The sequence below is a fragment of the Pontibacillus chungwhensis BH030062 genome (assembly GCF_000770675.1).
Classification (GTDB): Bacteria; Bacillota; Bacilli; order Bacillales; family BH030062; genus Pontibacillus; species Pontibacillus chungwhensis.
This window is the reverse complement of sequence record NZ_AVBG01000003.1, coordinates 115,778-142,299: the sequence shown is the minus strand read 5'-3', so window position 1 is coordinate 142,299 and position 26,522 is coordinate 115,778. Positions and strand designations below refer to the sequence as shown.

The following is a 26,522-nucleotide window of genomic DNA, read 5'->3' as shown; positions in this document are numbered from 1 at the left end:
TTATAGTTTGGATTCATGGATAAATTGTATGAACTCCCTTGCTGCATAAGGTAAGTAGCGGTCTTGTTTGACAATTATGGATAATGTCCAAGGAACGCATGGATTCACTACTGGAATATTCTTTACTTCAGTAGAATTAATCTTTTCACATATGGATTTAGGCATAATCGCAATCCCTATGTGAGCTTTCACCATTTCTACAATAAAGTCCCATTGAGAACTCTCTAGCTCAATTTCAGGTGTAAACCCTACAGATTGGCAATAGGTTTGTATGATATCGTGCATTGCGAAATCTTCTTGAAAAAGGATGAACTTTTCATGAGCTAATTCTGCTAGATCAACCGAATCTTTATGAGCTAATTTATGGTTAGTTGGTAACACGACGTCCATTGTTTCTTCATTGAAGGGATAAGCTTTAAATACGGTTTCATCTATAGGCGCAACAGCTACAGCCACATCGACATGTCCTTCTTCAAGAATTTTTTCAATTTTTTTAGCACCATATTCTGTGATCTTTATAGAAATACCAGGGAATTTCTGGCGAAACCCGGCAATAAGTTCAGGGAAGAAAAGCGTTCCAATTAATGGTGGCAGGCCAAGTTCAATCGTACCTTTTTTCAAGTGTACCATATCATAAAGGGAACTCGTTAAATCATCCATCATACCAAGAACACGCTGAGCTTGGGTGTAAACTAGTTCCCCGGAATCTGTCAATGTAATTTGTTTCTTTGAACGGTCAATTAGTGTAACGTCTAATTCTTCTTCAAGGTTTCGAATCATTTTACTCAATGCTGGCTGTGATAGTTTAAGTGAATGAGACGCTTTCGTGAAACTCTTAACACGGGCCACTTCTACGAAATACCTTAAATGACGACTATCCATACGATTCCCCCTAATCTAAACATGAACCCATTATAGTTATTCACTGCACCGAAGTAAAGCAACAACGCGTGCCAGACACCCTTTACTCCAGTAAAGGGTGTCTGGCACGCGTTCTCACTCTAAAGTAATGAAGGGTGTCTGACACCATTTGATATGGTAAACTATTACAATGAGGAGGGGGATGTATGAAGCGAGTGATGGTAGTGGGGTGCCCTGGAGCTGGAAAGTCTACCTTTTCGAAGCATCTAGGGAGTGTTTTAAATGAAGAGGTGTACCATTTAGATCAATTATTTTGGCTACCTGGTTGGGTTATGAGAGAGCGTGAAGAGTTTATATCAATGCAGCAGGAAGTTATGAACCAGGAGTCATGGGTGATTGATGGAAACTTTGGGGCCACCCTTCCTGTTCGCTTAGAGAAGGCTGATACGGTTATTTGGCTAGACCCACCAAGGGAAGTGTGTTTATATCGCATTTTGAAGCGGTACGCTTTGAATCGTAACAGAACGAGGCCTGATATGGGAGAAGGTTGTGAAGAAAAGCTAGACTGGGAGTTTATGAAATACGTTTGGAACTTTAATCGGGATAAACGACCAAAGTTGAAAGAGCGACTTCATAAGGCATCCTTGCATAAGACAGTACATATCATTAAGACCACGAAAGATGCAGAGCGTTTTTTGGAGAATGTGAAGATTATAAAACAAGGGTCAACACCTTAACAGTGGTGACCCTTTTTTAATTAGAAGGATTTTAGCGTAATAGGTTTCAGGAAATATTCCTCCTCTACTATCAAAGATCTAGTGAAAGAACTCAAACGTTTAAGAATCTTGTTTCTAGTGAATGACATGATATGTAAGGGGATAAGAAGCTCTAAATACACGCACTATGTATATCAATAATTGTGTCGAAAGTCGAATAAGTTGATCTTTGATACAGTATTTTGCTATTTTGAATATTCAAGGTGCTAAATGGAAGGAGCATTTTTACTATGACAAAAGAGAATCAACAAATCGTTCTAGCTAAGCGTCCTGAAGGGATGCCAACACATGAAAATTTCACTTATGAAGATGTAGAAATCAAGTCTCCCCAAAAAGGAGAAGTAGTCGTTCGAAGCTTATACATTTCTGTTGACCCTTATATGCGAGGTCGTATGAGTGACCAGAAATCCTACACTCAACCTTTCCCTTTAAATGAAACCATTAATGGTACGGTTGTAGGTGAAGTCGTTGAATCAGAAGACGATCAATTATCGGTGGGAGATAAAGTAACAGGCTTCCTTGGTTGGCGTTACTATAATACAACACCTGCTAGTCAAGTTCGCAAAATAGACGGTGAGCAAGCGCCGTTATCTGCATACCTTGGTGTATTAGGTATGACAGGCTTAACAGCTTATTTTGGTTTACTTGATATTGGTGAACCAAAAGAAGGGGAAACAGTTGTTGTATCAGGTGCTGCCGGAGCGGTTGGTATGATCGTTGGTCAAATCGCAAAGCTAAAAGGAGCCCACGTAGTTGGTATTGCCGGTTCTGATGAAAAGGTAAACTATATCACAGAAGAACTAGGCTTTGATGCAGGAATTAATTATAAAACAGTAGACGATATTCAAGAAGCGCTCTCAGGGCTGTGCCCAAATGGTGTAGACGTGTACTTTGATAACGTAGGTGGAGAGATTTCTGATGCTGTTCTTAATCTCTTAAACTCTTTCGCCAGAATTCCTCTTTGCGGAGCGATATCATCGTATAACCGCACAGATGGCGACTTAGGCCCACGCGTTCAAACCAAGCTACTCAAATCCCGTGCCAAGCTTCAGGCATTTATCGTTGGAGACTACGCAGACCGCTTTGGCGAAGGTGTTCAAGACCTTGCCAAATGGCTCTCTGAAGGTAAGCTTAAATATGAAGAAACAATCACAGATGGCTTTGAAAACATTCCAGATGCATTCTTTGGATTATTCCAAGGGAAAAACTTAGGAAAACAACTAGTAAAAATCGCTGACCCGAAATACTAAAACACTCTTAACCCTGCTCATAATGAGCAGGGTTTTTATAGGGTTCATCAAGACAAAATTATGCAAATAGCTATACCACATTGGGTTTATGGGAATGGTAATAGAGGAACATACTAGTATACATGATATAAAGAGAGGTGTTACGATGAAATACATTATTATCGGGGGAGATGCGGCTGGAATGAGTGCCGCCATGCAAATTGTACGAAACAGTGAAGGAAATGAAATCGTAACCTATGAGAAAGGTGAAACTTATTCGTATGGCCAATGCGGATTGCCTTATACAATTAACGGCATCGTTGATTCAACTGATGACCTTATTGCAAGGACACCAGAAACGTTTCAAGAGAAATATGGAATTAAAACTCACACGCTACATGAAGTAACAAAAGTTGATTGTGAGAAAAAAATGGTATATGGAACCAATCATCACACAGGGGAAGGTTTCGAAGATCATTATGATCGACTTCTTGTAGCTACAGGGGCTAGTCCAAATTGCCCTCCATGGGAAGGAATCGAGTCTGAAGGGATCTTCACATTAAAAACGATTCCTGATGTAGAGCAAATAATGAATTACATAAATGAGGATGTGAAAAATGTAACCATTATCGGAGGAGGTTACATTGGTCTTGAGATGGCAGAGACGCTCTGCGATATAGGGAAAAATGTACAAATTATCGAACGTGGTGAGCGTCTTGCTAAGATTTTCGATGAAGACATGAGTGAGCTGATCCATGAGCAAGCAGAACAACAAAATGTGAAGCTTACATTTAAAGAATCGGTTGAAGGTTTTAAGACAAATGATAATGGTCGTGTCAGATGTGTTGTGACCGACCAAGGAGAACATCCGTCAGATCTCGTTTTAGTAGCTGTCGGTGTTACGCCAAATACATCTTTCTTGCAAGGAACGGGAATCTTCACAAGCGTCGATGGAGCCATTGAAGTGAATGCTTATATGGAAAGTACGATTAAGGACATTTATGCTGCTGGTGACTGTGCCACCCAGTATCACCGAGTGAAACAGCGTCCAGACTACATTCCTCTTGGAACACATGCTAATAAGCAAGGAAGAGTGGCTGGATTAAACATGATTAATACCCCTACACCATTTAAGGGGATTGTAGGTTCCTCAATCATCAAGTTCTTTGATGCTGCTCTTGGTAAAACTGGGTTATCTGAACATGAAGCTGAAGCGATTCATTTTCCTTATACCTCCGTCACGATTGATTCTACTCATGCTGCTGGGTATTATTCAAAAGATGATCCAATGAAAGTTAAGCTAGTCTACAATGATAAAACACGTGCCTTATTAGGCGCTCAAATAATTGGAGGAGAAGGTGTTGATAAACGGATTGATGTAATAGCAACCGCCTTATATCACTCCATGACAGTAGATGAACTCGTAGATTTAGATCTGTCCTATGCCCCTCCTTTTAATAGTGTGTGGGATCCTATCCAGCAAGCTGCTAGAAGAGCGTAACCAGAAAGGAGCGATTCATAATTAACTTATGAATCGCTTTTTCTGTAAGCTGAGTATTTCATGAGGAGAACACTTGTATTTATTACCGCTTTTGAGCTTAGCTCGGTCCTATATTCTTCTGTTGCTAATTTTCTGTTTATTTCGCTACTAGAATTAATGTAAACTAGAACAAGAAGGAGAGGGATTTATTATGCATGTAATTAAAAATGTAACAGGATATAACGGAAGAGGAGAAACGTTTGAAGACACAACCATACTAATAAAAAACGGAAAAATTGAAGCTATTGGGACGAATGTCTCCATTCCCGAGGCTGCTCAGGTCATTGATGCAAAGGGGAAAGTGATAACACCTGGATTGATCGATGTTCATACTCATTTAGGGGTCTTCGAGCAAGGTATTGGTTCTGAGGGGCATGATTTCAATGAAACAAGTAGTGCGACTACAGCAGAAATCCGAGCACTCGACGGTATCAATCCATTCGATCAAGGATTTGAAGATGCACGTCAAGGAGGCGTCACAACCGTTCAGGTTTTACCTGGTAGCGCGAACGTTATTGGTGGGGAAATGCTCATCGTCAAAACAGCAGGGACAGTCGTTGATGAAATGGTCGTACGTGAACCTTCTGGGCTAAAAGCTGCAACAGGTGAGAACCCAAAGCGTGTCCACGGAGGAAAAGGAAGAAAACCAAATACTCGAATGGGCGTTGCTGCTATATTAAGGCAAAAGCTCGTTGAAGCTCAAAATTACATAGAAGCTCAAGAAAAAGAGGACAAAGCTCGCGATTTGGAAATGGAACAGATCTCTAAAGTATTAAAGAAGGAAATGCCCCTTCGGGTCCATGCCCACAGAGCTGAGGACATCGCAACGGTACTTCGTATTAAGAAAGAGTTCAATATAGACTTAACGATTGAACACGGAACAGAAGGACATCTTATTACAGATTATATTGCTAAACATGATGATGTGAGTATAGCTGTTGGACCAACAATGACATCAAGGTCTAAAGTAGAACTTGCTAACAGAGGGTGGCATACGCTAACAGCATTTGCTGATGCGGGCATTCCATTTGCGATTACAACCGATCACCCAGTCGTAACAATCGAACATCTTATTACAAGCGCGATTATGGGAGTGAAAAACGGTTTAGACGAATCCGTTGCTATGCAAGCTCTAACGTATAACGCAGCTAAGCATCTTGGGGTTGAAGACAGCGTAGGATCATTAGAAGAAGGAAAAGACGCAGACCTGGTCCTATGGGATGGTGATCCATTTGATCTCAGGAACAGTCCTGTTCAAACTATGATTAATGGGGAATGGGTCTTTACTCAACAGTAAGCTATTGATAAGAAAAGCAGCGTTCCACTTAAAATGGAACGCTGCTTTTATGTGTGATACATCCCTCACCATATCTGCTATATTCAACAGTATGGGAGTAAACTTGAAGACTCGAAACTGAGAGGATGTTTTCGTTCATTTTAATTGAGCGTAAGGTGGGCCTGGAAACCACTCGCTTTCCAGCTCCTCGCAGGAAAGCGAGTAGTCCCCGAGCAAGCCCAAGCACTCATCTAACGCAACGGTCCATTCCTGTAAAACACCTCAACTACAAGTCTTCCATAAACGTGCTTATATGGAATAATTACTAAAATAATTAATACTCCTGAAACTTTTCGTGCATCATGTGACTCTAACTAATGAGAACACAGAAAGGGGTAAGCCTTGTGAATATAAGTAAAGAGGTGAAACGAGCTCGGAAAGGGAACAAAGCTTCTTTTGAGACGTTAATAAGAGAATATAAAATGACGATGTACCGTGTTTCTAAAACAATTCTGAAGCGAGACGAAGATTGTGCTGATGCTATACAAGAAGCCATTTTGAAAGCATACCATTCAATCGGAACGCTTAAAGAACCGCATTATTTTAAAACATGGTTGCTTCGTATTGTGATGAATGAGTGCTATGCCATTATAAGAAAACAGAAAAAAGTCATTCAATTAGAAGAGTTACCTGAAGAGAGTCGCTTCGAAAATGGCTATGCCAATATTGAAGTGAGAGAGTTGCTTTCTAATTTATCTCATGAAGATGCAATGGTTCTACAATTATTTTACATAAGGGACTTTACGATAAAAGAGATGGCAGAAGTAATGGATATGCCTGAGAATACGGTCAAAACAAAGCTGCGCCGCGCCAAGAAACGGGCACAATTACAAGTTAAGGAGGATCTGCAATGGAAAAGTGGGAACAACAGCTAGATGAAGAGATAAATAGGGAATTACCTCAGTTAGTAGATAAACGAATCGAAGAAACGTTCCACTCTTTACCGACTAAGAAAACGGGTAGAAAGAAGTTGTTGTATTCTGTTTCAGCTGCCGTATTGGCTTCAGGCATAGTCATTAGTAGTTCATCAATGTCGACAACCATCGCAGATTCGCTAAAAACTATGCCTGTTATTGGCTCTGTCATGGAGAAGGTAGGCGGATTAGGTGAGAAGAACGGACAAAAAGAAGGCTTAGTTGTTTCAACAGGTGAGGAAGTTGAAATTGGAGGCCAAACGATCCTTTTTACTGAAACCCTTTACGATGGCAATAGTATTTACATTAGCTATCTTAATACATCCAATGACCTAAACAAACGTATTCTATCAGGATTCCCAACGGTATTAGTTGATGGGGAGCCATTAGGTGATTATGGAATTGGGGCTGGTGGCCAGAAAGTGAAAGAAGGAATATACGGCAAAACGATGTCGATTAGAACCCCGGAAGAACTCCCTGATGAGTTTTTACTGACGCTCAGTGGCGAAACAAACGGATCGCAGTGGCAAGTAGACCTGCCTGTAGTAAAAAAGGGCACTGAAAAGGTGATTCCACTTAACCAAAGCCTTTCAAGTGGAGAGAATCATTTGCATTACAGTACACTTAGCTTTACATCAACTTCTACGAGAATTCAGTTTCAATTACTTACAACAGAAGATTCTAAGCTCATTCAAAATGGACAGCATTTTGATATTCAAATAGAGGACGAGAATGGAAGAGTATTAAGAGGTATAGGTGCTAGCAGTAGTTCTGCTAGGTTACATGATGGTACGGTTCAGGGGCAGTATACATTTGATATGGAACCTTATGGAGACGAGATTCCTGAAAGAATCACAATCAAGCCATACCTTATGAACATACCATTGGAGGATGAAGAAGTTGAGCCGGTAATTTTTACAACGAAGAAATGGACTGGTGAACCTATAACCCTCTCGCAAGGTGAAATGGGTAATCTGACTGTACAGAGTGTTGAAAGGAAAGAGGGAGATGTCACTATTATCTATACAGTAGACGGGGAAGACGAATCCATGCAGGCGAGCACGTTTTGGATAGAGGACAGTGAAAACAATAGATATACAGAGAATCGCGTTGAAGCACGTGTGGATGACAACACATTTAAGCAAACGTTTTACGATTTCCCTGCTGAGAGAGACATTTATCTTCACACAACAGAAATGGATTCTCATCGCTACTTAAGTGATTTTGAAGTTACTTTTGATATACAATGAAGAAAGATTTCTAGGAATATTGTACACATAAAGATCCCCCGTCTGCCAGGAGACGGGGGATTTAATTATTCGATATCTCTTCTAGTAGGAGGAGCCATAAACTCAGGACCTACAGGATCTTTAATGTTTTTAACAAGTATTTCGTCAATGTCTTTTTGTGTTTCTTCATCGATCTTAAAGTCCATTACATCATCAATAGGGTCCATTTGTTCTGGCTTTCGTCCACCCCATAAGGCTGTCCCAGTGCCAGGCTGATCTAAAATAAATCGAAGGGCCAGGTGAATAATACGTTTGTCGTACCGATCTTGAGCTAATTGGTCGAGCTCCGTCACCGCATTTAGGTATTGTTCATATCGAGGCTGCTGGAATTTAGGGTCATTATTACGAAGGTCATCACCACTAAATTGGGAATCCTTTGTCATCTTTCCTGTTAATAAACCTCGGCATAAGCTTCCGTATAGTAACGTATGAAGACCGTGTTCTTGTACATACGGCAGAATATTTTCTTCAATACCTCGCTCAAACATATTATATGGGGGTTGTACCGTATGGATTGGGGCGGCTTCACGGAATGTATCCATTTGTTCTGGAGTGAAGTTACTTACCCCAATGGCACGAATTTTACCTTGTTTATATAAGTAGTAAAGTGCCTCAGCTGTTTCTTCAATTGGCACAGTAGGATCTGGCCAATGAACTTGATAAATGTCGATATAGTCTGTCTGAAGTCGACGTAAGGAGTCGTCAATCTCTTTATGGATGCGTTGTTTAGACGCATCCCGAAAGACTTGTTCATCTTTCCAGTTTAATGCTACTTTCGTTGCTAGTGTAATATTATCACGGCCACCATATTGTTGAACGGCTTTACCGACAATTTCTTCAGAACGACCGAAACCATAGACTGGAGCGGTGTCAATGAGTTTAATGCCTTTATCTAAAGCAGCGTGGATCGTTTTAATAGATTGGTTTTCATCAGTTCCACCCCACATCCAACCACCAATGGCCCATGTACCTAGACCAATGCGTGAAGTTTCAATTCCTGTATTGCTGACTTGCATATGTTCCATTGTTTCACCTCCATAGGTTAGTAGCTTTAACTACTCTCATGCGAAGTTTACCCGCTTCCTATATGGGCTAATCATTTAAATAGGTTTTTCAAATGCATGAAAAAAGACCTCTCTTTTGGTCAAAAGAGAGGTCTTTTGCTAACTTAAGCTTTCGTCCAGTTTGTAATCATATCAACATCTGCGTTGTATAAAGTTTGGAATACAGGACAACGGTCATCTGTTTTATCTTTTAATTCTTGAATACGATCTTCAGACTCGCTTGTTTTAATCTGAGCATTAACAGTCACAGTTTGGAAGTGGCGACGTACGCCTTCTGTTCCCATCATACCTCGAGGGTCTAATTCTCCGCGAATTTCGAATTCTATTGCCTGCAAGTCAAAGTCCATTTCCTTTGCCACCATGTTTGCTACAGCATTTTCACAACCGGCTAATGCAGCTAATAACGTTTCAAGTGGATTAGCCCCTTCGTCCGTTCCACCTTGCTGTTTAGGCTCATCAATAATAATAGTATGTTTTTTAGCTTTTGCTTCTACTTTTGTACCTTCTGCCGTTGCTTTAACTCTCATTTGAACATTACTCATGTGAAATACTCCTTTGATGTAATAGTGTATTTTTTAAAATCGAAACAGTGTTTTCAATCGGTTTAGACGTTTGCTTTACCTTCGCTATGAGGATCGCGCCTTCAATAGAGCTAATGATATGCTCTGCATAATCATAGGCACGGTCTTCGGGGATAAGGTTTGCATCTTTTAATGTTTCACTAAGGGCCATAGCCCATTCATGGAAAAAGGAAGCGATTCGTTCCCGAAAAGAAGCGTCATGTTCACTCATTTCGATTGCTAAATTTCCAAACGGACAACCTTTTTTTACATTTGAATTTTGGAAAGACCCAAGGGTTTCTTCAAGCATATGAAGAATTCTTGTCTTAGCAGGGAAATCTCCTTGAAGAATCTCTTCGATCATTCTCGTTTTCCATGTGTCAATATAGCGATCGACAACGGCGATACCGAGGTCATGTTTCGTTTTAAAATGGTGAAAGAACTTTCCTTTCCCAATTCCAGAACTGACCAAAATATCATTTATGGAAGTGGATTGGTATCCTTTCGATCGGATTACATCGGCAGCAACCGATACAATTTCTTCTTTTGCCAAGGCACCTTTATTCATTTAGAAAACCCTTCCTTTCAAAACCAACCAGTTGGTATGCTTATACATTACATGATTATGGGGGCGTTCACAATAATTGTGCTTATACAAACTTTTTCATAAATTCAATTATTATTGAATAGAGTAGTACTAGCTTTATGAGGAGGTTTCTACAATGGTTAAAGTGTCTCAAGGATCCGTTCTTATTTTGTGTTTACTTTTCTTTATTATACTAAGTTGGGTTGGTCTTATGCGTGCTGAAGATGTGATTGTGCCAGACGGATCATTTTCTCAGGAGACCGTTGCTTTTCCTGAAGCCATCACGTACGTAGATACAGTTAAACAACTTGAGGAGCAAGTTGGTACATCCGTCTCTACATTTAATGTACTACCAGACTCCTTCGAACGAATCAGTATGGGTTACAAAAAAATAGGTGAGGAATCTTTTCTGACAAGGCAGACTTTCATACGTTATCCCGATGGTAAAATGACGTTTGAACAAGGACCGAAATTTGCGAGTAATGAAGTCATCTCATCACAATCAACGGATATGACAGAACTCATGGTAAATGGACAAGTGTTCCATATGAATATTGAAAATGAAAAAGCAGACTATGTGATTTGGGAAAAGGGTGCGAATGTATATGCTGTATCAACTAACGAAACGTTTTCTGTACAAGAGTGGGAGATATTGCTGAGCTCATTACAATAGAGGAAAAACGCCTTAACGATCTGTTCGTTAAGGCTTTCTATATGCCATTGTACAATTATCTGAAAATTCATATTATAATATAGATATGGGAGGGGAAAGCATGGAAACCGTAACACAACATGAAAATAAAAGGCAGTTTAAAAGGTGGCATAAAATAAGTTTGATGCTAATCGCATTCCTTATTACAGCAGGAATTGGTGTGCTTATTTTTGTAAACGGTTACATAGACAGGAGTATCCCTCAAACGAATGGGAGTATCAAAATTATGGGATTAAAAGCACCTGTCAACGTAACACGAGACGAAAGCGGAGTACCTCATATTGAGGCGAGTAACAGTAAAGACTTATTTATGGCTCAAGGATATATTCAAGCACAAGAACGCTTGTTTCAAATGGACATGGCCAGGAGACAAGCTTCTGGTACGTTAAGTGAAGTCGCAGGTATAAAAGCTTTAGATCAAGATAAATACTTCCGCACACTAGGACTTAGGAAAGCGGCTGCAACGTCTTATAATGAATACTCAGATGAAGCTAAACAAGTAATGGAATGGTACGCAGATGGGGTGAATGCTTATATTAAACAGGCAAAGAACAATCGCGCACTTCCTATTGAATTTACCTTAATGGGGGCAGCTCCAGATGTATGGACTCCTATTGATTCATTAACGATTGGAAAGTACATGGCGTTTGACCTTGGTGGTCATTGGGAGAGACAGGCTTTTCACTATTATTTGCTTCAGAACTATTCACAAGAGAAAGCCTATGAATTGTTTTCTAGCTATCCAGAAGAAGCACCAACCATTATTAAAGACGAGGAACTCAATATCGACTTAAGCTTTAAGAGTGCGGTTATTCCACATGCGTTCAATGGCAGTAACAACTGGGTGGTGAGCGGAAGTAAAACAAAATCAGGAGAACCTTTGTTAGCAGATGATCCACATTTAGGCTTAGCAACTCCATCGGTGTGGTTGCAGATGAAGTTACATTCTCCTGACTATCAAGTGAGTGGTGTCATTTTTGCAGGCATTCCAGGTATTATTTTAGGACATAACAAAGATATAGCATGGGGGGTAACCAATACAGGGCCAGATGTACAACAGCTCTATTTGGAAAAGAGGAACCCAGACAATAAGGATGAGTTTTTGTATGAGGGAAGGTATGAAAAAGCGAGAATTTTTAAAGAAACGATTGAAGTAAAAGATGAAGACCCTATTGAATATGAAGTAGTTGAGACGAGACATGGTCCCGTTCTATCTGAATTTGCGGAAAGTAGTGGTGAGGATACGGTTCTATCTTTAAGATGGACAGCTCTCGATGCAACAACTGAGCTTGAGGCAATTCTTGAGATCAATCAAGCTTCCAATTGGAATGAATTCGAGAAAGGATTAGAAAAATTTCTCGTCCCTGCCCAAAACTTTGTGTTTGCTAGTAAGGATGGAACCATTGCTTATAAAGCAAATGGTAAAATTCCGATTTATGAGAGCGGATCAGACGCCTTGTTGCCTCTTGAGGGTTGGAAGGAAGAAAATGAATGGAAGGGATTTATTCCTTTTGAGGAATTACCAACAGTTATAAATCCTGATAAAGGTTTCATAGAAACGGCAAACAATAAAGTTGTTGGTGAACAATATCCTTACCACCTATCTAATAATTGGGCTCAACCTTATCGTTATATGCGTATTGAGGAGGTACTTCAAGCAAGAAATGATTTTACAAAAGGAGACATGAAAGATCTGCAAATGGACCAGGTGAATCTCCAAGCTCGTGAGTTCGCCCCAATGTTTCTCGAGTATGTAGGGTCTAAAAGGTTGTCAGAGAGGGAAACAGAAGCGGTCAACTTGTTAAAAGACTGGGACTATGTTGACGAAGTAGGCGCACCTCAGCCTCTTGTGTTTCATACTTGGATGAACATGATCATGGACCAACTGTATTCTGACATCCCAGAATCAATGGATCGTTTATTTAAAGGGAAGGGTCAAACGACAGATGAACTGCTTAGGAAGGCTAATGCAGGTAAAGAAGCAATATGGATAGAAGAGCAAGGAGGATTACAAGATCTAATACAAGAGACATTTACACAAACAATCACAGTCTTAACGGAGGAATATGGAGAACCTCTGAAGAAATGGGCGTGGGGAGATTACCACAAGGTATCTTTTGAACATCCCCTTTCTTCTATATCATTTCTAGAGCGATTCTTTAATAGTGAAGCTCCAATACCTGTGGGGGGAAGTCAGGTAACGGTTATGGCAGCAAGTTATAAGGAAGAAGAAAGTGGTCTAGTAAATCACGGTGCGTCGTGGCGGTTTGTCTTAGATGGAACTGATTTCACTTCAGCTTCACATATTGTGGGGCCTGGTCAGACTGGTCACTTTAGAAGCCCTTGGTATCATGACCAACGTGAGGATTGGGTAAACGGAAACTATCATGATACAAGTCTAACAAAGCCTGAGGGAGAAACATTGATCCTTACTCCTTGAGTAACAAGCTGACTCTAACTAGGGTCAGCTTGTTTTTTTATTTCATATAGTTAAGCTTTGTTATTTGCGTGCATATTTATCTCGAGGAAAGTTATGGAATTTGATTAGGAGGGTATTCTTTTAATGAGTGTGCATCAGATTTTTTAGTAAGGTAAAGCTAAATACAACAAAGACATCAATTTTAGAAGTGGATGGAGGCTAGGTCAATGCACGGGTTTCATGAAGTATTTATACAGATATTAGTATTATTGGCGATCTCAATCACAGTGATAGGGGTTGCTAAGCTCATCAAAGAGCCTTATTCAATTGCACTTGTACTTGTTGGAGTTTTATTAGGGATGACTGAGATTCCCTTCATTGAAGAAGCAGAATCCTACATAACTCAGTCCTCAGTTTTTCAGGCGATTATAATTTCGCTTTTCTTACCTATCTTATTAGGTGATGCTACACTCAAGATGCCATTTCACCATTTATATGGGATGAAGAAATTGGTTCTATCGCTTGCCTTTTTAGGTACCTTTATATCCTTTGTAGTGATTGGATTTAGTGTGTATTTTCTACTAGGCTTGCCGATTGTAGTAGCCTTTACATTTGCAGCTCTTATGAGTGCGACTGATCCAATTAGTGTAATCTCAATATTTAAAGATCTTGGAGTACCGGAGAAAATGTCCACCATTATGGAAGGTGAATCGTTATTTAATGACGGGATTGCAGTTGTTCTGTTTAAAATTTCCTCTATTTATTTGTTAACATATATGGATATGGGCTTAGCTGGCCTTGGTAATGGGGTATTTTTATTCTTGAAATTTGCCATTGGAGGAGCGCTTGTTGGCATAGTAATCGGGTTTATCTTTTCGCAGGTCATTCGTATTTTTGATGATTATCCGCTTGAAATTGCCCTCTCTATGCTCCTGTTCTTCGGAAGTTACTTTATTGCTGAACACTTCAAAGTTTCAGGTGTTATTGCGGTAGTAATTGGTGGACTTCTGTTTGGTAGTTATGGGAAGAAAATTGGGATGTCGGAAGAGACTAAGATTAATATTAATACTTTTTGGGACACGATTACCTTGCTGGCTAATTCCATTATCTTTTTGATGGTGGGAATTGAAATCAGGGAGATTGATTTTACAGGGAAGTGGGGCATTATTGCGCTGGCAATTGTTATTGTTTTAGTTGGCCGAGCGATAGCGATTTATACAGCAACTAGTTATATTTCACACCTGACTAAGAAAGAGCGATTCCTCGTGAACTGGGCTGGTCTTCGAGGTAGCTTATCCATTGCATTAGCTCTTAGTCTTCCATCTGATTTTTCAGGGCGTGAAGACATATTGCTTCTTACATTCTCAGTCGTTCTCTTCTCTTTAGTGGTGCAAGGCCTATCGATTAAGCCTCTTATTAAGAAATTTAATATGGCTAAAGAAGCTTCTTAATAAACAAGTCGCTTGCCCACGCAAGCGACTTGTTTTATTGGGTTCAGTAAAAGTCAGTGTGCCCAAGCACTTTTACCATAACGGACCTTTCAATTTGATCTCAGTTTCAATGCGTCCATATTATCTAGCTAATTGACTCTCGATGTGTTGTAAACTGCTAATCAAATCATTGTGAATGACATAGTGAAATAAGCGGTCTTTTGGAGTTGCTTCTCGATTAATAAGTGCCGTCGGGATCTTTCTGGAGTATGCGTACTCAGGCAAGAAATTAAATGGCATTACCAAAAGAGAAGTTCCTAGAACAAGTACAAGATCGGTCTGATCAATAATCGCTTCAGCTCGGTCGTGTTCAGTAATGGCATCTCCAAATAAAACAATATCAGGTTTCAATATAGCTCCGCACGTCTCTCGTTCGCAACGGGGAATCAAAGTATTGTTGATATAATCCATATCATAAGAATCTCCACAAACAGGGCAAGTTGAAGTGGTTAAAGAACCATGATACTCAATAACGTTAGAGGACCCTGCTTGTTGATGTAATCCATCTACATTCTGGGTGATAACAGCAACTTCTTTCCCTTTTTCCTCTAGACTATGGATGAAACCGTGTACTTCATTTGGTGAATAGTTACGAAGAAGTTTAAGTTGAAAGATATCTTTATACTTCTTCCAAAAGTCACCCGGGTCCAAGTGAAAATAGTGATTAGACATAAAGTATTCTCGTGATTCGTCTTCTGTCCAAATGCCACTTGTAGAGCGAAAATCAGGGATGCCACTTGCTGTACTTACACCTGCTCCTGTTAGTACGGTAATATGATTAGCTCGGTTTATTTCTTGTATAAGTTGATTCATCCTATCCTATCCTTTAATGCTTTTGTACTATTGTAGCAAACACACTAAGACGAACTGAAGAGCAAATTAGCGCTTGTTAAATCCTTTGGATTGCACGAAATCACTAACATCCATTCTCATAGGATGACTGAAACGTCGAATCATTTGATCTGTCCATGAGTCCAATCGCGCATTTTGCTTACGGCTCTTATAATAATCTTGTATCGTATGATCAAAGGAGCGTAGGTCACCTGACTGTTCTTTATTATAAGAATTTACATGATAAACAGCTTGCTTTGGTAGGCGAGGTTTTTGCTCGGTTTGCTTATTTGGATAACCCACAACCATACCAAATAATGGGATGACGTGTTCTGGTAATTGTAATAGTTGGTCTACTCGCTCAATGTTATTTCTAATACTTCCGATGTAGCACATCCCAAGCCCCATTGATTCTGCTGCAATGGCTCCGTTTTGAGCAGCAAGTGAAGCATCAATAGAAGAAACAAGAAAATGTTCTGTATTCTCAATATTTTGAATCATGTCTTGTTTTTGCAAATCAGAGGCTAGAATCTGGTGTCTGTATAAGTCAGCGCAAAAGATAAAGAGATGTCCGTTGTCTTTAACGTATGACTGTCCCGTTATATCTGCTAGTTCTTTCTTTTTCTCTAGATCTGTAACACCGATAATCGAATAGGCTTGCATATAACTAGAAGTTGAAGCCATTTGAGCAGCTTCCACAATTATATTAATTTGTTCTTCTGTTAACACTGTGTCTGTAAATGACCGAATTGAGCGATGTTGCAATAGAGTTTCTAGTGTTTGATTCATAGATTAGATCTCCTTCACTATTCGTTTGATACTTGTTATGGTACCTCTTTTTGAAGCAATTCTTCAAAAAATATGATTGCTTTTTATTTTTGTGAGGGAACAATAAGTGTAATAATATCAATTCAGGCGAAAAATAAAATCTATATTAAGAAAACACTAATATTATTGTGAGACGGGTTACATAATAGAGGAAACAAATGGTATAGTGGTTAAAAGTGTCCTGCTTTGTGTTAGGATATAATGTAGAGAATCAATTACCTCCTTATATCACGTGTTTCCTCTTAACCTCTTGGAAACAAATCATCTGCAGATTCTTCACTCAGTACCCTCTTCTAAATGCTAAGTTTCAGTATCGTTATAGCTTTATTGGAATAACATTAGTAGTCATATTATATTGCAAGATTCGTAGAATAATTGTCTAATCATTGTATAGGAGTTGTTATCGTTCTGACGCTAGTCACTAAAACTGTACACTTTTGCTTAGTTCTTAAAAAAGGTGTGGATAACTCATGGGGGAATTGATCGATTTTCAAACTAGACGAGCGAGAAAAGATTTAAAGAAATCTGCAGGGGATAAAGGGGTTATTTACGAGATCTACCTAACAGTAGTAAAGTACGTAAATGAAAACTTACAGAAACAGTATGAGAAGCCGGTTGAGAATATTAATACTAAAACTCCACTCTCTTATGTTTTCCAAGGGGAAAGTGACCGATTTCGATCTTCGTTTGGTGAATTAATGAACTATTGGGATTTACCAGGCAGTGGCCTGGATGAAGTTCCTGATGGAGAAGAATTTCAATACTTTAAAACCGTAGAGGACCTTTGTTGGTTTATTGAGAAGCGTGTAAGAAAGTCAAATAATTAAGGGGGGTGGGTGTCCAAAGAGGAGGGCACCCTTTTTTTATTCTACTGTTTTTCGAGATTGCGTGTGAATAATACCGTAAAAAACTTGAGTCGTGCCAATCGCAAACACGAGAGGTCCAAACGTCCAAGATAAAGGTATGCTTAAGAGGATATGAGTGAAACCGGTAGCGAGCACAAATTGGTGCTGGCTTTTTTTATAGCTAACTAATCCGATAAAACCGTTAATCATTACAGCTATGTATATAAAGAGTTGTAATAAACTTTCCATGTTCGTTCAAATCCTTTCATTACTTTAGCTATCTTATTGAATGTACCCCTACTAAATAACACTTAAACATCATCCTGAATTAAAATTAAAAGCTTATTCAAGCTTGATCTATTTTAAATAAGGAGGAATGAAGAGAGTAAGATGGAATATAGTACGTAAGTCATGAAAGGAGCTAATGGATATGGTAAAAGGAACAATTTACGTTGAACATTTATCAAAAATCTTTAAAAAAGGAAATGTTCAAGCGGTAAAAGATGTAAGTTTTGCGGTTGAAGAAGGAGAGTTTTTTGCCTTCTTAGGACCTAACGGTGCCGGGAAATCAACAACGGTGCAAATCGTTACAACACTCATTAGCCCTTCTGCAGGAAAGGTGTATGTCGCAGAGCAGGACGTACTAACAAATCCTAAGGGAGTACGGGAGCATATTGGTGTGGCCCTTCAAGAAACAGGAATTGATCCAAGTTTAACTGGTAGAGAGATGCTGCATCTTCAATGCAGAATATTTGGATTCACCAACAAACAAGCTAAGTTGAGAACCAGTGAATTACTGGAAGTTGTTCAGCTTAGAGAAGCAGCTGACCGAATTTGTGGAAATTACTCAGGAGGAATGAGAAGGAGGTTGGACCTTGCTTTGACGTTGGTGAATAAGCCTAAAATTCTTTTTCTGGATGAACCAACTACAGGGCTTGATCCATCTAACCGTAAGAGTATATGGAACTACTTACACAGGTTAAACAAAGAAGAGGGGACAACAATCTTTCTCACCACGCAATACTTAGAAGAAGCAGATACGTTAGCAGACCGTATCTCTATTATTGATGATGGTGAAATCGTAGCAACTGGTACACCTCAGGAGTTAAAAGCTCAAATCGGTAATGATATTATTGCAATGAATTTTGAAAATGAGGGAGAGGCTGAAAAAGCAGAAGCTGCCATTACACAAAATATGCCTGGTACGGATTTTGTGAAAAGATCTACAGAATTGAATTTGTATGTTCAAAATGGTACAAAACGGCTAATGGAGATCGTCCGGTTATTAGATCAGGAAAATTTGGCCCCTCAAACCATTAATGTCAATACACCTACTCTTGATGATATTTTCCTAAAGATTACGGCAGAAAGCGAACAGAAGAGAGGAGGGGTTGAACATGGGTAATGGATTAGTAAAAGATATATGGGTATTGTCCAAGCGAAGTGTTTTAACCACCCTTCGGAGCCCATTTTCCTTTATTCCTAATTTACTAATTTCGACCTTCTTCCTTCTCGTCTACGATAGTGGATTGAGTGGTATATCACAACTTCCTGCGTTTGATGGAGCGAACTATTTAGCTTTTATATTGCCAGTTTCTGTAGTTTCAGCAGCGATTGGCGGTGCCGGAGGAGCGGGTCAAGGAATTGTGAAGGATATTGAGAATGGATTCTTTTCAAGGCTCCTGCTTACACCTGCCTCAAGACTCTCTATCGTTCTTGGTCCTATTATTGCAGGAATGTTGCAGTTATTCGTTCAGACTATATTAATACTCATTGTTGCTTTTTTGATGGGGTTGGAAGTAGCTACTGGCTTTTTAGGGGTGCTCGTTGTTTTGTTATTAGCTGTTGGTTGGGGGCTTGCTTTTGCTGGGTATTCAGCAGGAATAGCTCTCAAGACAAAAAATGCTCAAGCTGCTCAAGCAGGTACACTAATCTTCTTTCCTTTAATATTTTTAAGTACAACGTTTGTTCCTTATGAGCTCATTGAATCTTCTTGGTTAAAAGTAGCGGCAACCATTAACCCTACTACGTATATTTTTGAAAGTATGCGTACGGTTTTAATAGACGGTTGGAAGTTCTGGGGTATTGCTAAAGGAATTATAGCCATCATGATTGCATGCGCCATTACAATAACATTTGCTGCTTTGTCAGCAAAAAAAGCAGTCAGTAGAGGGTGAAGGTAAGGGTGAGATTTTTTGATGTGAACCGCGGTCCGTCCATCTTTATAATGCCAGAGCTTGCTCGGGATTGCGCAAATTCAGCGGGAATAGGAGTCTGCCTATTTCGGGTGTGAAGGACCTAGCGAGACATGACACCTTTTTCACACATTCCAACCCCTTTACTTCAACAACCAATGTAAGGGTATATGTTTAGCTTTTCTCCAAAATTGGTAAAATTACAGTAGTAAACGAAAAAACCATTTAACTTAGATAAAAGGAGTGCTTCAGCATGGCAGGAGAGGTATTTGATCCAAAAAAAGCAGAAAAGCTAGTCGACCCAAGTCGTCAAGAAACGGTACCTGTTGAAAAGGTCTTAGAATTACTTCAATTATCAGGTGAGGAGAAAGTAGCCGATTTAGGTGCTGGTAATGGGTATTTAACGTTACCTATTGCGAAAGAAACAAAAGATCGCGTTACGGCAGTGGATCTTCAATTTGAAATGTTGGAACTGCTGGCTTCAAGGGCTGAAGGGGAAGGCATTACAAATATAGAGCGTATGAAGAGCAGTTTAGACGCTTTAAATCTCCCGGATGCATCATTCCACAGAGCAGTAGCGGCATTTGTATTGCATGAAGTTCCTGATCTTCACCAAACATTATCGGAAGTTCATCGAATTTTAATGGAAAACAGTCGTCTTCTCATTTTAGACTGGGAAAAGGTTGACGGGGAACAGGGACCACCTAAAGCACATCGAATTGCATCTAATGAACTGGCTGAAAAAGTAGCAGAAGAAGGTTATGACGTTGAAGTTGGTCATCTAAACAACGAAGTGTACTATATCGTTGCAACAAAATAAGATGGGGATTGACGTATACCTCCCCACCTATTAAAATATACCCATAGGGGTTAAAAGAGAGGTTAAGGGGAGGATTCTTTGGAAACAATTATAACAGTTCTGCTCGTTGGAATAGCGATCTATTTCATTGTTAAAACAATGATTCCACCAAAGGGTGTGCAACAGATTACTCCAAAAGAAGCACAGGAAAAATTACGAAGCAAAAAGAAGTCAGATCAATTTGTTGATGTTCGTACCCCTGGGGAGTATAATAGAAATCAGATTAGAGGGTTCACAAATATCCCTCTTCAATCCTTGAAATCAGCTTCAAACGAGTTGGATTCGTCTAAAGAAGTCGTGTTACTATGTCAAAGTGGGACACGCAGTATGGCGGCAGCTCGATTGTTAAAAAAACAAGGGTTTACAAACATTACAAATATTCGTGGCGGTTTAAACGCCTGGAACTAATACTAAGGAGGAATTAATGATGAAAAACATTACACCAGAAGAAGTTCGTAAAAAAGTAGAAGGTAACGAAACAATTAACATTGTTGACGTACGTGAGCCTGAAGAGGTTGAAGAAGGGAAAATTCCAGGAGCAAAGCACATTCCTCTAGGTTCTCTTGATGAACGTAAAGATGAGTTAGATAAAGACACAGAATATGTAATGGTTTGTCGCTCTGGAGGACGTAGTGGTAAAGCTACAGCGTTCTTAGAAGAAAACGGCTACAATGTCATCAACATGGATGGCGGCATGCTTGCATGGGAAGGCAGCGTTGACAAATAAGTAAGTCCCTTTTCCCAAAAAAGGTATCTTATGCTTTATTAAAGAAGCTCAAGCTAGAAGCGAAACCCTATAGGGTTTCGCTTTTTTAGTGTCTATTTTAGCAAGCCTGGAAATTACTCGCTTTCTGCGGGATCTCGTCTAGCTCTTTCTCCCGCAGAAGTCTCGCAATTTCCGGGCGCACCTTTACAAATTAACGGAGACTCTAGGAGTGGCCCAATTCTAGTGGTATAGAAATGATTACCACTGCCAAAATAAGAAGACCAAAACAGAATAAGGAGGGGTACTATGGCTCAATCATTAACGCCGCGTCAATTGTATAGGCGATGTCGGGAAGAAAGGCAATTTGCAATGATCGACGTTCGAAACAAATCGTACTTAAAAGAGTTATCTTTTCCGGTGGAAATGCTAAGAATTGAGGAAGGTCTTAACAATGAACGATTTAAGAGTGAAGAGCTGGATTTTATTCTTTTAGGGGAAGATGAAGAGTCGTCACTTGATAAAGTTACTACACTTGAACAACAGCTAGGCATAGAAATGTATTATGTTAAAGGCGGCATGAAGGAATGGGCAATGTATATCGAATCGGTTCAAGTCGGTGAGCTTACAGACGGAGGAGAGATCTACCAATTTATACGACCAAGCACAGGACATCTTTCTTATATGATTATAAGTGAAGCTGAGATCCTTCTACTTAATCCGGACGTTTGGATCCAGCCATACTTAGATTTTGTTGAAGATAAAGCCTTTACCTTTAGGCATATTGTAGACACATGCCTGCACGATACACATGTTTCTGGTGGGCCAACTTTAGCAGAAGAGGTGGAAGAAACGTATTGGTTACCCGAAGTAGAGGAAAGAATCTTTTTGTCTTATGAACCAATCACTAAAAGTCATGTACCGAAGATAGGGAATACCAATATCCCTATAAAGGTTTCGCATAGCGATCGCTTTGCTACTTTTATTGTAGATCAGCACTATATTTTCACTTCAAATGAGGAAGCAAATTTGTATGAGGGCAAGGGAACTATTCTAATTGATCGTATGTTGTCCTATAAGCAATTAAACGAAAAAGGATGGGTCTCAGCCGAAGGGAAGCAAACAGAGACTCCCAATTCAGTTCATAGTGAAAGAATTCAAGCTGTGAATAAAGGTGAAATAAACGTGACAAGTGAAGAAATTCTCATGTTAGAGTATGGGTGCTAAAAGTATATAGACATCATTAAAAAAACAGCAGCCAGGAAAAGACTGGCTGCTTATTCTTCGGGGCGATGAGTATCTTCTTCTTGCGCCTCTTTACGTTGCGCTTCATATGGAAATAATTCTTCAGAAGCTTCTACTCGTAATTTCTTTGGCACGAGTAATTGGCGGCGTTTATCATAGACATGTGGTCCCAGGTGTAAAACGCGATTTTCCATGTAGATATGGAAAAACGTTTCAAATGCAACAATGAATCCAGCCCCTGCTATAGCAGGTAGTACGGTTTGTGTAGTGATTCCATTGATTGCATTTCCAAATAGATATAGGATACTAAACGTTAAAACAAGATCTACGATTGAGGTAATAATAAGCCCAAACCGCTTTAATATGAATAAATCTCCAATTACATAAGTTACTCCAAGTAATACAAATGTGATAAGAAATACATTTATTAAGGAAGCCCCAGCAATTACTCCATAGACTGGAAAGACAGCAGCAATTAAAATAACCCACTTGATCCCAAGCGCTTTAATATGTTCCAGTTTGAACACCTCCACCTATAGTTTTTTCGAAAGACATGCGTAATATACGATTCATTTCCATTACTGTTTTCTTTTATCTTGTAAAGATGTATAATTGTTATAAAATTCAGTCAAATTTAAATTGAAGTTGAATCGGTTTATCGAGTTAAAAAGAGGGTAAGAAAAATGGAGAGGTGAAATAGTATGGCAATAAAACAACTGAACTCAATACGGATACCGTGTAGGAATCTTCAAGAAACGAAAGAATGGTACAAAGATCATTTGCAGTTAGAGGCTAAAGGGAATCAAGAAGAAGTAACCATTTCATTTGCAGAGGGAGCCGATTTAGTTTTTTATAAAAGTAACGTGACACAAGAATATCCATTTAGTCCGTTTAATATTAATGTGAATGAACCGCAATATTTACATAGAGATTTATTCTTAAAAGGGGCAAAATTAACAGACATTGATGACTTCTTTGACATGCTTTGTTACGAGGTGACCGATCCGAATAATATACAAATTGGAATTGTTGGATGGGAAGAAGAAGCAAAAGCAAAAAATCCTGTTACAAAATTAGGCGGATATTTCCTACCCGTAAAAAGTTTAGAGGATGCTTCTTTTTGGTATAAGACCCATTTGAATGTGGAGCAGTTATATGACTTTTCCTTCAATACTCCAATGTATGGAGAAATGCGAGCCTTAACGCTGGATCATTTGGGTATTACGCTAGTTGAGATTCCAAGTGATCTTCATAACGTAATAGAGCACCCATTCACATTGGGTTCCACAAACCTTGAAGAAGATTTAAAATCCCTTCAGCAGTCTGGGGTAGAAATAGAAGAAAGCACCCCTGGGGAATCGTTCTATTTTAAGGACCAGGAAGGACATAAGATTCAGGTGCAATTAATCTCATAACAAAAAGGGAGCTAATTCGATTAGCTCTTTTTTGTGTCTTGAAAAAGAATGGATCTGAAGAATAACCGATTCCCCAGAGAATAGAATCTTACCTGAGGATATTCACAGTGACAATCTGAAGTTTATTTAGGGTCTTCTTTTTTTATTTGCTGTGATAAGATGAACAAAAGGCAGGTGACCAATTGATGTGGATACGAAACGCAGAAGCAAAGGATTTACCCTTTATAAATGAAATTGAAAACGATGCAATCACTCATACAACAGCGATATTTGATCTTGAGGAAAAGTCTCTGGCTGATAAAGAAAAGTGGTTTGCAAACTTACATGGCATCTACCCAATTATTGTCGCAGAATGGGAAGATAAAGTGGCGGGGTATGGTTATTTATCTCCTTATAATGACAAGCTTGCCTATCAAACGACGGCAGAACTTTCTTTATATGTGAACCGAAATTTTAGAGGTTATGGAGTTGGGCACGGATTAATGAAGGCTCTGTTGGAGAAAGCGAGAGATTATCAATTTCATTCCATTATTTCACTTATTACAGAAGGAAACGAAGTAAGTGAACGATTACATGATAAATATCAATTTTCTCATGTAGGTACTTTAAAAGAGGTCGGAAATAAGTTTGATGAATGGCAAAATGTGAAATTATATCAGTGGATAGGAATAGATTAGGAGAGGAAAGGTCAATATGATCAGAACTATAGCGATCACAAAAGACCAGCAATTACATAAGGATTTGCCCTTGGAGCAGCTCAAAGAGGATGGGATCATGTGGTTCTGGGTGGACTTCTCTGAACCAACACCTAGTGAAACGCAAAAATTGGATACAGTGTTCCAATTTCACCCTTTGGCGATTGAAGATTGTATACATAATTTACAGCGTCCAAAACTGGATTATTATGATGACCATACTTTTTTTGTCATGCATGCTCTTAACGCTAAGACCTTGGAGAAAGAAGAAGTGGATTTGTTCAATGGAGATGGATACATTGTTACCTATCATAAGCATGTCTGTCCTGAGCTTGAACAAGTCTGGAATCGACTTTTGAGAGAACGGTCGTTCAACGTTTGGGATGAGTTTCACGTGCTCCACCAGATCTTTGACAAGGTAGTCGATAATTATTTTCCAATCGTTTATGCCATTGAGGATCATATTAACGATATAGAAGATAATACAAAAGAATTATCTATGGAAACGTTGCTTGAGCAATTATTTGATACAAGGGCAGATTTATTAACAATGCGTCAAACCGTTCACCCGATGAGAGACTTAATGTATAGAATTTTAAGTTCTCACAGGCTCGATGGGGTGCGTGAGAGGAAAGAGTATTTTTCAGATATTTACGATCATTTATTGAAGGTATCTGAGCTGATTGAATCCAATCGGGAAATGACTCAGGATATCCGAGACAGTTATATGTCTTTAAATTCACATGAAACGAATCGAACCATGCAAATACTAACTGTAATATCTACAATCTTTATGCCTTTAACGTTTATTGTTGGGGTGTATGGAATGAACTTTTCCTATATGCCAGAACTAGATGAAAGGTACGCTTATTTCGTTGTGTTATTGATTATGTTTGTTATAGCGATTTTAATGTTTCTGTGGTTTAAGCGTAAAGGTTGGTTTGATTAGCCAAAGGGAAAAGCATGTGCTTCCATCATGGAAGTACATGCTTTTTGTTGATGTTTTGAACTTTTTGAATTCTATGCTTTCGTCTGAAGAAGTAGATACATTTCAGTCTGTAGCATGAAAACAATTCATGCCTTGTGCCGTTAAAAAGAATGCCCCACCTCCTTATAATTAGAATTACCATCAAAGCTAAAGATGGAAATTTCTTAATAAGGAAGTGGTCTTCGTGATCTTAACTGAAATGGAAATTCGTGATCTTATAGACAAGAGAAAGCCTGAAAAAGTAGCTATCCATTCTGATCCGATGAAATATAAATTAAAATCAACATGGATACAACGCTGTTTAGCAAGTGCACTGAATGTTTTGAAAGGGTAAAGGTAAGCTAGATGCTCTTGTTCTTCGTAGAAAAATAATAGACTTTAGGGATTCTTGAGTAGTACCAATGTTCGCTAACGGTGGTACCAAGTATGAAAGCGTATAATTTCCAATCCATAAGGATCCCTTCTTTCTGTCTTTCTTTAAAGTATTATACGCCAAAAGAAGTTCGTCCTATGATACAGATGGCCATGGACATGTTTCTTGTTGTTCTCTCATATAGTAATGAGGGGGGAGGGACATGAATGAAAGTGGCTATTGGAATTATTTGGACAATGATGATCCTAGGTATAGGTGTTTTATCCTTTTTACATCGGATTAGCAAGAATGAACATAAAGAGCGAACTGTACATGCTGTTGTTATGTTTGCGAGTATCTATTTTGGAATGACTATATATTTTGTAACTCAAAATTTATTAATGTCCATGGGAATAGCATCGGGAATCGGGTTACTTCTTCCGTTCTTTTTTCGGTATCCAAATTCTGAACGAATCATACATAGTAGCATGCACGCGGTTATGGGAGGAATGATGGGAGGAATGCTAAGCGGGATGCTTCCTGTTGCAGAGTGGAATACGCTCTTTAAAGTAATGACCCTATGTACCTTCACATTTGGAATGTTAGTAATATATGATCTGCACGTTTCGCATCCTCTAATCAGATGGGTGTACAACCCTTTTAGTATAGCAATACTCATGTTAGTTTTAGGAGTATTCATTCAATTTTTACCTATATCTTCTGTCGGAATAGAACATTCTCATAATCATTAGAATAAAAGGGACAGGATCTGCTTTATCTTTAAAAATAA

Annotated in this window: 29 protein-coding genes; 21 read left to right on the top strand and 8 right to left on the bottom strand. The window is 39.1% G+C overall.

Translation table 11 applies throughout. The features are described 5' to 3' along the window. Positions 1–882, bottom strand: coding sequence for a LysR family transcriptional regulator (locus N780_RS05415; RefSeq protein ID WP_036781133.1), 882 nt, complete (start codon positions 880–882; stop codon positions 1–3). A gap of 185 nt (positions 883–1,067) precedes the next feature. Here N780_RS05415 and N780_RS05410 point away from each other — a divergent pair, with 185 nt between their 5' ends. The 6 genes from N780_RS05410 to N780_RS05385 all read left to right on the top strand — a co-directional run bounded on the left by N780_RS05410 (position 1,068) and on the right by N780_RS05385 (position 7,906). Beyond that, positions 1,068–1,598 carry a DNA topology modulation protein gene (locus N780_RS05410; protein WP_036781132.1) on the top strand — a complete coding sequence of 177 codons (531 nt, stop codon included), beginning with the start codon at positions 1,068–1,070 and terminating at the stop codon, positions 1,596–1,598. A 269-nt stretch (positions 1,599–1,867) separates the two neighbouring features. Then, on the top strand, positions 1,868–2,887 hold the full coding sequence (locus N780_RS05405) for an NADP-dependent oxidoreductase (RefSeq protein ID WP_036781130.1): 1,020 nt from the start codon (positions 1,868–1,870) through the stop codon (positions 2,885–2,887). Positions 2,888–3,032: 145 nt separating this feature from the next. Further along, entirely contained in the window at positions 3,033–4,367 is a 1,335-nt protein-coding gene (locus N780_RS05400) for an FAD-dependent oxidoreductase (protein WP_036781128.1), read from the top strand. A 190-nt stretch (positions 4,368–4,557) separates the two neighbouring features. Continuing rightward, positions 4,558–5,703, top strand: a complete 1,146-nt coding sequence (locus N780_RS05395; protein ID WP_036781125.1) for an amidohydrolase — start codon at positions 4,558–4,560, stop codon at positions 5,701–5,703. 383 nt (positions 5,704–6,086) lie between these two features. Continuing rightward, on the top strand, positions 6,087–6,617 hold the full coding sequence (locus N780_RS05390) for a sigma-70 family RNA polymerase sigma factor (RefSeq protein WP_036781123.1): 531 nt from the start codon (positions 6,087–6,089) through the stop codon (positions 6,615–6,617). Beyond that, positions 6,593–7,906, top strand: coding sequence for a DUF4179 domain-containing protein (locus N780_RS05385; RefSeq protein WP_036781120.1), 1,314 nt, complete (start codon positions 6,593–6,595; stop codon positions 7,904–7,906). The genes N780_RS05390 and N780_RS05385 overlap by 25 nt, the downstream gene beginning before the upstream one ends. A 65-nt stretch (positions 7,907–7,971) precedes the next feature. Here N780_RS05385 and N780_RS05380 read toward each other — a convergent pair whose 3' ends face one another. The 3 genes from N780_RS05380 to N780_RS05370 form a co-directional block, all read right to left on the bottom strand. Then, positions 7,972–8,970 carry an aldo/keto reductase gene (locus N780_RS05380; protein WP_036781118.1) on the bottom strand — a complete coding sequence of 333 codons (999 nt, stop codon included), beginning with the start codon at positions 8,968–8,970 and terminating at the stop codon, positions 7,972–7,974. Positions 8,971–9,113: 143 nt separating this feature from the next. Then, positions 9,114–9,551: an OsmC family protein gene (locus N780_RS05375; RefSeq protein WP_036781116.1), complete on the bottom strand. Its 438-nt coding sequence runs from the start codon at positions 9,549–9,551 to the stop codon at positions 9,114–9,116. Further along, positions 9,544–10,137 carry a TetR/AcrR family transcriptional regulator gene (locus tag N780_RS05370; RefSeq protein WP_036781113.1) on the bottom strand — a complete coding sequence of 198 codons (594 nt, stop codon included), beginning with the start codon at positions 10,135–10,137 and terminating at the stop codon, positions 9,544–9,546. Before N780_RS05370 ends, N780_RS05375 begins: the two co-directional genes overlap by 8 nt. Before the next feature lie 154 nt (positions 10,138–10,291). Here N780_RS05370 and N780_RS05365 point away from each other — a divergent pair, with 154 nt between their 5' ends. The 3 genes from N780_RS05365 to N780_RS05355 all read left to right on the top strand — a co-directional run bounded on the left by N780_RS05365 (position 10,292) and on the right by N780_RS05355 (position 14,737). After that, positions 10,292–10,828, top strand: coding sequence for a hypothetical protein (locus N780_RS05365; RefSeq protein WP_036781110.1), 537 nt, complete (start codon positions 10,292–10,294; stop codon positions 10,826–10,828). 100 nt (positions 10,829–10,928) lie between these two features. After that, positions 10,929–13,307 (top strand): penicillin acylase family protein, encoded by a 2,379-nt coding sequence (locus N780_RS05360; protein ID WP_036781107.1) that lies wholly within the window; start codon positions 10,929–10,931, stop codon positions 13,305–13,307. A gap of 206 nt (positions 13,308–13,513) precedes the next feature. Next, positions 13,514–14,737: a cation:proton antiporter gene (locus tag N780_RS05355; RefSeq protein ID WP_036781105.1), complete on the top strand. Its 1,224-nt coding sequence runs from the start codon at positions 13,514–13,516 to the stop codon at positions 14,735–14,737. 120 nt (positions 14,738–14,857) lie between these two features. Here the strand turns inward: N780_RS05355 and N780_RS05350 are convergent, their stop codons facing one another. Both N780_RS05350 and nfsA read right to left on the bottom strand, forming a co-directional pair. Continuing rightward, a complete protein-coding gene (locus N780_RS05350) occupies positions 14,858–15,589 on the bottom strand; it encodes an NAD-dependent protein deacylase (RefSeq protein ID WP_036781103.1) in 732 nt (243 codons plus the stop codon). 66 nt (positions 15,590–15,655) lie between these two features. Beyond that, entirely contained in the window at positions 15,656–16,396 is a 741-nt protein-coding gene (gene nfsA, locus N780_RS05345) for an oxygen-insensitive NADPH nitroreductase (protein WP_036781100.1), read from the bottom strand. A 509-nt stretch (positions 16,397–16,905) separates the two neighbouring features. Here nfsA and N780_RS05340 point away from each other — a divergent pair. After that, positions 16,906–17,262, top strand: a complete 357-nt coding sequence (locus N780_RS05340; protein ID WP_036781097.1) for a hypothetical protein — start codon at positions 16,906–16,908, stop codon at positions 17,260–17,262. A gap of 36 nt (positions 17,263–17,298) precedes the next feature. On the opposite strand, the gene N780_RS05335 is transcribed toward N780_RS05340, so the two are convergent. Then, positions 17,299–17,529, bottom strand: coding sequence for a hypothetical protein (locus N780_RS05335; RefSeq protein ID WP_036781094.1), 231 nt, complete (start codon positions 17,527–17,529; stop codon positions 17,299–17,301). A gap of 181 nt (positions 17,530–17,710) precedes the next feature. Between N780_RS05335 and N780_RS05330 the strand changes: the two genes are divergently transcribed. The 6 genes from N780_RS05330 to N780_RS05305 all read left to right on the top strand — a co-directional run bounded on the left by N780_RS05330 (position 17,711) and on the right by N780_RS05305 (position 22,264). After that, positions 17,711–18,685 carry a daunorubicin resistance protein DrrA family ABC transporter ATP-binding protein gene (locus N780_RS05330; RefSeq protein WP_036781092.1) on the top strand — a complete coding sequence of 325 codons (975 nt, stop codon included), beginning with the start codon at positions 17,711–17,713 and terminating at the stop codon, positions 18,683–18,685. After that, positions 18,678–19,457, top strand: coding sequence for an ABC transporter permease (locus tag N780_RS05325; protein ID WP_036781090.1), 780 nt, complete (start codon positions 18,678–18,680; stop codon positions 19,455–19,457). The genes N780_RS05330 and N780_RS05325 overlap by 8 nt, the downstream gene beginning before the upstream one ends. A 271-nt stretch (positions 19,458–19,728) precedes the next feature. Next, positions 19,729–20,295 carry a class I SAM-dependent methyltransferase gene (locus N780_RS05320; RefSeq protein WP_036781086.1) on the top strand — a complete coding sequence of 189 codons (567 nt, stop codon included), beginning with the start codon at positions 19,729–19,731 and terminating at the stop codon, positions 20,293–20,295. A 78-nt stretch (positions 20,296–20,373) separates the two neighbouring features. Further along, the gene (locus N780_RS05315; RefSeq protein ID WP_036781083.1) at positions 20,374–20,742 is read left to right on the top strand and encodes a rhodanese-like domain-containing protein; all 369 of its coding nucleotides are present in this window, start codon (positions 20,374–20,376) and stop codon (positions 20,740–20,742) included. A 19-nt stretch (positions 20,743–20,761) separates the two neighbouring features. After that, positions 20,762–21,061: a rhodanese-like domain-containing protein gene (locus N780_RS05310; protein WP_036781081.1), complete on the top strand. Its 300-nt coding sequence runs from the start codon at positions 20,762–20,764 to the stop codon at positions 21,059–21,061. Positions 21,062–21,346: 285 nt separating this feature from the next. Continuing rightward, positions 21,347–22,264: a hypothetical protein gene (locus N780_RS05305; protein ID WP_036781079.1), complete on the top strand. Its 918-nt coding sequence runs from the start codon at positions 21,347–21,349 to the stop codon at positions 22,262–22,264. A gap of 50 nt (positions 22,265–22,314) precedes the next feature. Here the strand turns inward: N780_RS05305 and N780_RS05300 are convergent, their stop codons facing one another. Further along, the gene (locus tag N780_RS05300) at positions 22,315–22,809 is read right to left on the bottom strand and encodes a DUF2512 family protein (RefSeq protein WP_036781077.1); all 495 of its coding nucleotides are present in this window, start codon (positions 22,807–22,809) and stop codon (positions 22,315–22,317) included. 174 nt (positions 22,810–22,983) lie between these two features. Here N780_RS05300 and N780_RS05295 point away from each other — a divergent pair, with 174 nt between their 5' ends. From N780_RS05295 to N780_RS05280, 5 genes are all read left to right on the top strand, one after another. Beyond that, the gene (locus tag N780_RS05295) at positions 22,984–23,697 is read left to right on the top strand and encodes a VOC family protein (RefSeq protein WP_036781075.1); all 714 of its coding nucleotides are present in this window, start codon (positions 22,984–22,986) and stop codon (positions 23,695–23,697) included. A 185-nt stretch (positions 23,698–23,882) separates the two neighbouring features. Then, complete coding sequence (locus tag N780_RS05290; RefSeq protein WP_036781074.1) at positions 23,883–24,374, top strand: GNAT family N-acetyltransferase; 492 nt, start codon at positions 23,883–23,885, stop codon at positions 24,372–24,374. Between the two features lie 16 nt (positions 24,375–24,390). Continuing rightward, a complete protein-coding gene (gene corA, locus N780_RS05285; RefSeq protein WP_036781072.1) occupies positions 24,391–25,341 on the top strand; it encodes a magnesium/cobalt transporter CorA in 951 nt (316 codons plus the stop codon). Positions 25,342–25,564: 223 nt separating this feature from the next. Then, complete coding sequence (locus N780_RS19700; RefSeq protein WP_156969082.1) at positions 25,565–25,714, top strand: hypothetical protein; 150 nt, start codon at positions 25,565–25,567, stop codon at positions 25,712–25,714. 245 nt (positions 25,715–25,959) lie between these two features. Further along, the gene (locus N780_RS05280; RefSeq protein ID WP_036781069.1) at positions 25,960–26,484 is read left to right on the top strand and encodes a hypothetical protein; all 525 of its coding nucleotides are present in this window, start codon (positions 25,960–25,962) and stop codon (positions 26,482–26,484) included. Positions 26,485–26,522: the final 38 nt, after the last annotated feature.